Here is a 5,431-nt window from a genome sequence, read left to right as displayed (position 1 = left end):
GCGTGCCGGCGACGGCGATCGCCGTCATCGGCCGCGGCGAAGCGGGCCTGCTGGTCAAGACCGCGGACGGTGTCCGCGAGCCGCAGAACCGCCGCGTCGAGATCGTCATCCAGTAAGACGGTCCGAAGCTTCGGGCTTCGCTCAAAATATCGAGGGGCGGCCGGGTAATTCCCGGCCGTTTCCTTTTTTCAGGCCCCATATCAATTGCCAGGCAATCGTCAGGGGCAGGCGCTTTTCGGGTTGGCGGGGGCGGAAGCGGCCTCTATATCCGGGCGCAGGAGAATGTAGTCATGTCGCAAGTGTTGATGCCCAAGGCGACCGCCGTTTGGCTGGTCGAGAATACGACCCTGACCTTCGACCAGATCTCGGCCTTCACCGGCCTGCATCCGCTCGAGGTCCAGGCGATCGCCGACGGCGAGGTGGCGGGCGGCATGACGGGCTTCGACCCGACGACCAACGGCCAGCTCACCAAGGAAGAGATCAAGCGCGCGGAAGCCGACAAGAATGCCGCGCTGAAGCTCACGCCGCGCGACGTGCCGATGCCGGTCGCGCGCTCCAAGGGGCCGCGCTACACGCCGGTGGCCAAGCGCCAGGACCGTCCCGACGCCATCGCCTGGCTGCTGAAGATCCATCCTGAACTGCAGGACAGCCAGGTCGCCAAGCTGGTCGGCTCGACCAAGAGCACCGTTCAGTCGGTGCGCGACCGTTCGCACTGGAACATGCAGAACGTGCGGCCGCGTGATCCCGTGACCCTCGGTCTCTGCATGTTGAAGGACCTCAACGACGCCGTCGACAAGGCGCGCCGCAAGGCCGCCCGCGAGGACGCCGCCAAGAAGAAGGCACAGGCCAAGGCCGGCGCCGCGGCGGAAGCGGCGAAGGCCGCCGTCGCCGCAGTCGATCCGGCCGAGGCCGACCAGCCTGACGTCAGCGAGCCCTAGACCGTCAGCATCACCTTGCCGACATGGTCGGCGCGCTCCAGTTCGGCGTGCGCCGCTGCTGCCTCGCGCAGCGGGAAGGTCTTGTAGATGATCGGCTTCACCTTGCCGCTTTCGAGCAGCGGCCAGACCTTGTCCTTCAGTCCGCGCGCCATTCGGCCTTTGTTGGCGATGCTCTGCGGCCGCATCGTCGATCCGGTGACGGTCAGGCGATTGACCATGATGATACCGGCGCTGACGGTGGCGACCGGTCCCAGCTGCACCGCGATGATGACGCAGCGCCCGTCCTGCTTCAGCAACATCAGGTTCTTGGGCAGGTAGTCGCCGGCCACCATGTCGAGCACGACATCGACGCCGCCCGACAGCTTCTTCACCTCGGCCGCCCAGTCGTTGTCCTTGTAGAGAATGGCGTGGTCGGCGCCGAGCGCTTTTACCGCCGCGGCCTTCTCCGCCGTCCGCACCGTCGTGTACACCGTCGCGCCGAAAGCCTTGGCGAGCTGGATCGCCGTCGTGCCGATGCCGCTGGCGCCGCCGTGGATCAGGACCGATTCACCTGACGTGAGGAGACCGCGCTCGAAGAGATTGTGCCAGACGGTGAAATAGTTCTCCGGCAGCGCGCCCGCCTGCAGCATGTCGAAACCCTTGGGGATCGGCAGGCACTGCGGCGCGGGGACGGCGCAGTACTCGGCGTAGGAGCCGCCCGGCGTCAGCGCGCAGACCGTGTCGCCCACCTTCCATCCCGTGACGCCGGCGGCCACCGCCGCCACCGTGCCGGCGGCTTCGAGACCCGGCAGGTCGGAGGCGTCCGGCGGCGGTGCGTAGGTGCCCTGCCGCTGCGCGATGTCGGGCCGGTTGATGCCCGTGGTCGCGACCTTGATCAGGATCTCGCCGGCCTTCGGAACCGGCACCGGCCGCGTCGTCGGCACGAGCACTTCGGGCCCGCCTGCCTTGGTGATTTCGACGCAGGTCATCGTGGCGGGAAGAGCGCTCATGGTCGGCCTTTCGAAGCGATGGGAGCAATGGTAGGTGTCCTTAGCCGCTTCCGTGGAGCCGCGCCATGGCCTTCGAAACAGACGACCTCGAACCGCTCAAGAAGAAATCGCAACCGAGAAATCTCGATCCGATGTCGGTCGACGAGCTCCGGGAATACATCACGGTCCTCAAGGCGGAGATCGCCCGCGTCGAGGAGAAGATCAAAGCCAAGCAGAGCCACGCCTCGGCTGCCGCATCGTTTTTCAAGAAGTGAGGGCCTCGTGGCCGACGCCAAGTTCCTGAAGCCCGACACGCTGGCGCTGCACGCCGGCCAGCATCCCGATCCCGTCACCGGGGCGCGGGCGGTGCCGATCTACCAGACGACGTCGTTCGTCTTCCGCGACGTTGACCATGCCGCGAGCCTGTTCAACCTGGAAGTCGGCGGCCACATTTACAGCCGCATCTCCAATCCCACCGTCGCCGTGTTCGAAGAACGCGTTGCGGCCCTGGAGGAGGGCTCCGGTGCGCTGGCCACGTCGAGCGGCCAGGCGGCGCTGCACATCGCCATCGCCACGCTGATGGGCGCGGGCAGTCACATCGTGGCCTCGACCTCGCTCTATGGCGGCACGCGCAACATGCTGGCGCTCACCCTGCCGCGCTTCGGCATCACCACGACCTTCGTCAATCCGCGCGATCCCCAGGGCTTCGCCAAAGCCATCCAGCCGAACACGCGGCTGGTCCTTGGCGAGACCATCGGCAATCCCGGCGGCGAGGTGCTGGACATCCCGGCGATCGCGGCCATCGCCCATGCCGCCAGGATCCCGCTGATGATCGACAACACCTTCGCCTCGCCGGTGCTGTGCCGGCCGCTGACGCTCGGCGCCGACATCGTCTTCCATTCCGCCACCAAGTTCATCGGCGGCCATGGCGTGGCGATCGGTGGCGTGATCGTGGAGTCCGGCCGCTTCGACTGGGAGGCCTCGGGCAAGTTCCCGACGCTGACCGAACCCTACGCCGGCTATCACGGCATCGACTTCGCCGAGGAGTTCGGCCCGCACGCCTTCGTCATGCGCGCCCGCACCGAGGGCGTGCGCGACTTCGGTTGCTGCATGGCGCCGCAGACGGCGTTCTACCTGCTGCAGGGGCTGGAGACCTTGCCGCTGCGCGTCGCCCGTCACGGCGAGAATGCGCGCAAGGTGATTGCCTTCCTCGGGACCAATCCCGCGGTCGAGCGCATCGCCTCGCCGGAGCTGCCGGAGCATCCCGATCACGCACTCGCCCAGAAGCTGCTGCCCAAGGGGGCGGGCTCGATCTTCAGCTTCGACATCAAGGGCGGCCGGGAGGCGGGCCGCCGCTTCATCGAGCGGCTAAAGCTCTTTTCCCATCTCGCCAACGTGGGCGACGCCAAGTCGCTGGTGATCCATCCCGCCTCGACGACGCACGCCCAACTCGATGCCGCGGGCCTCGCCTCGGCCGGCATCGGCGAGGGCATGATTCGGCTCTCGGTCGGCCTGGAAGATCCCGAGGACATCCTCGACGATCTCGGGCAGGCGCTGCGCGCCTCGCAAAAGGCCTGAGCCATGCGGATCAACGTCGACGGCCGCGCCGTCTTTGCGACGACCGGCGGAGCTCCTTTCGATCCGGCCAAGCCCGCGGTGGTCTTCCTGCATGGCGCCGGGTTCGACCGCACGACATGGCGCCTGCAGACGCGCTTCTTCGCCCATCATGACCGTGCCGTGCTGGCGGTCGATTTCCCCGGTCACGGCTGGTCGGACGGGCCGGCCTTGTCCAGCATTGCAGCGCTTGCGGACTGGGCGGCGAAGCTGATCGAGGCGGCGGGGTTGAAGAGCGCGGCGCTGGTCGGCCATTCGATGGGCGCGCTGGTGGCGCTCGATGCCGCCGCCCGTCATCCAGCCAAAGTGCGCGCGCTCGGCCTCTGCGGTGTGGCCACGGAGATGCCGGTGCATCCCGAGATGCTCGAGTCGGCCAAGGCCGGCACGCTCAAAGTCCAGGAGCTGATGACGTTCTGGGGCATCGGCAACGCACTGCACAAGGGCGGTATGGTCTCGCCCGGCCTGTGGCTGCGGGCCGAGTCGCTGGCGGTGCTGTCGGCTGCCAAGCCGGGCGTCATCCATACCGACCTCGCGGCCTGCAACGCCTACAAGGATGCGCTGGCCCGGGCGCCCGACGTGAAGTGTCCGACCGTCCTTGTGCTGGGCGACGGCGACCTGATGACGCCGGCCGCCAAGGCCAAGCCCCTGGCTACTGCCATCGCCGGCTCGAAAACCGTCGTGATCGCCAACAGCGGTCACTTCATGATGGTCGAACGGCCCGACGAAACCCTGGAGGCTTTGAAATCCTGTGTCTGAACGCGTTGCCCTCGTCACCGGCTCCACGTCCGGCATCGGTGCCGCCATCGCCCGTCGTCTGGCACGCGACGGCTACACCATGGCTCTTCATTCGCGCAGCTCCGCCGATGTCGGGCGGGCGATGGCGTCGGAGTTGAAAGGGGCCAGCTACCACCAAGCCGATCTCGGCGACGAGACCGCGGCGCGTGATCTTGTCGCCGGCGTGCTGAAGCAGCACGGCCGCCTCGATGTGCTGGTCAACAATGCGGGCCTTTCGATTCGCATCCCGCACGCCGACCTGAAGGCTGCGACGCCGGCGCTGTGGCGGCAGATGCTTGACGTGAACCTGATCGCGCCGTTCGTGCTCGTCGCGGAGGCGGAGTCTGCCCTGCGTCGATCGGCTGGCAGCGGGAGGTCGGCCAGCATCGTCAACATCGGCACCCATGCCGGCGTACGACCCAAGGGCTCGTCGATCCCCTATGCAGCGTCCAAGGCCGCACTGCACCATGTGACAAAGCTGCTCGCCTTGGCGCTCGGTCCCGACATCCGGGTCAACGCGGTGGCGCCGGGGTTGGTCGAGACGCCGATGACGGCCAGCTGGCCCGACATGCTCGAAATCTGGAACACCAAGTCACCGATGAAGCGACCTGCGAAACCGGAAGACATTGCCGATCTTGTGGCAGCGCTCTGCGCCAACGACTACGTTACCGGAGAGATTGTCATCGCCGATGGTGGCCTGAACCTGACATAGGGCCTCACCTAGCCAGACATGGAGGAAATAATGAACGTCCAGACCCTGCCGCCAGGCTACAAGACCGCTCCTTGGACGCCGCCGGAGAAGATCACTGGCGCCATGCTGGCCGAAGCCAGTGGCAAGCTGATCGAGTTGCTGCGCATCCGCACCAACCCGATCGGCATGCGGCTGTTCGAGAATCCGAAGGACATGGAAAAGATCCAGGGCGTACGCAAGCCGACCGAGGGCTTCAAGTTCACCATGTGCCAGATGGTGACGCAGTCGCGCTGGTACGGGTTCACGCTCGGCATCACCGTCGACAACACGCGTGGTGGCAATTGTGGCGGTGTGGTCGGCCTCAATCATCCCGGCGAGGGCTTCCTCTCCGGCGATCACATGAACGGCGTGTGGTTCGGCAACAAGGAGGCCTCGGCCGCGCACCA

7 protein-coding genes are annotated in these 5,431 nt (G+C 66.7%); 6 read left to right on the top strand and 1 reads right to left on the bottom strand.

The window, feature by feature from the left end:
• The first annotated feature begins 290 nt into the window (after nt 1-290).
• Nucleotides 291-938, top strand: a complete 648-nt coding sequence (locus EPO55_RS18215; RefSeq protein ID WP_296338500.1) for a cell cycle transcriptional regulator TrcR — start codon at nt 291-293, stop codon at nt 936-938.
• On the opposite strand, the gene EPO55_RS18210 is transcribed toward EPO55_RS18215, so the two are convergent.
• Entirely contained in the window at nt 935-1,927 is a 993-nt protein-coding gene (locus tag EPO55_RS18210) for an NAD(P)H-quinone oxidoreductase (RefSeq protein WP_296338499.1), read from the bottom strand. The two genes, EPO55_RS18215 and EPO55_RS18210, sit on opposite strands and share 4 nt — an antisense overlap.
• A 65-nt stretch (nt 1,928-1,992) precedes the next feature.
• On the opposite strand from EPO55_RS18210, the gene EPO55_RS18205 reads away from it, so the two are divergent.
• The 5 genes from EPO55_RS18205 to EPO55_RS18185 all read left to right on the top strand — a co-directional run.
• Nucleotides 1,993-2,181, top strand: a complete 189-nt coding sequence (locus tag EPO55_RS18205; protein WP_296338498.1) for a DUF1192 domain-containing protein — start codon at nt 1,993-1,995, stop codon at nt 2,179-2,181.
• Nucleotides 2,182-2,188: 7 nt separating this feature from the next.
• Nucleotides 2,189-3,484 (top strand): O-acetylhomoserine aminocarboxypropyltransferase, encoded by a 1,296-nt coding sequence (locus tag EPO55_RS18200; protein WP_296338497.1) that lies wholly within the window; start codon nt 2,189-2,191, stop codon nt 3,482-3,484.
• Between the two features lie 3 nt (nt 3,485-3,487).
• Nucleotides 3,488-4,276 carry an alpha/beta hydrolase gene (locus EPO55_RS18195; RefSeq protein WP_296338496.1) on the top strand — a complete coding sequence of 263 codons (789 nt, stop codon included), beginning with the start codon at nt 3,488-3,490 and terminating at the stop codon, nt 4,274-4,276.
• Nucleotides 4,269-5,006 (top strand): SDR family oxidoreductase, encoded by a 738-nt coding sequence (locus EPO55_RS18190; protein WP_296338495.1) that lies wholly within the window; start codon nt 4,269-4,271, stop codon nt 5,004-5,006. The genes EPO55_RS18195 and EPO55_RS18190 overlap by 8 nt, the downstream gene beginning before the upstream one ends.
• Nucleotides 5,007-5,036: 30 nt before the next feature.
• On the top strand, nt 5,037-5,431 hold a 395-nt coding region (locus EPO55_RS18185; protein ID WP_296338493.1), incomplete at its 3' end, for a DUF169 domain-containing protein.

It is taken from the genome of Reyranella sp. (genome assembly GCF_004296935.1).
Classification (GTDB): domain Bacteria; phylum Pseudomonadota; class Alphaproteobacteria; order Reyranellales; family Reyranellaceae; genus Reyranella.
Note: the sequence above shows the minus strand (reverse complement) of the source record. Positions and strands in the feature narration are given on the sequence as shown.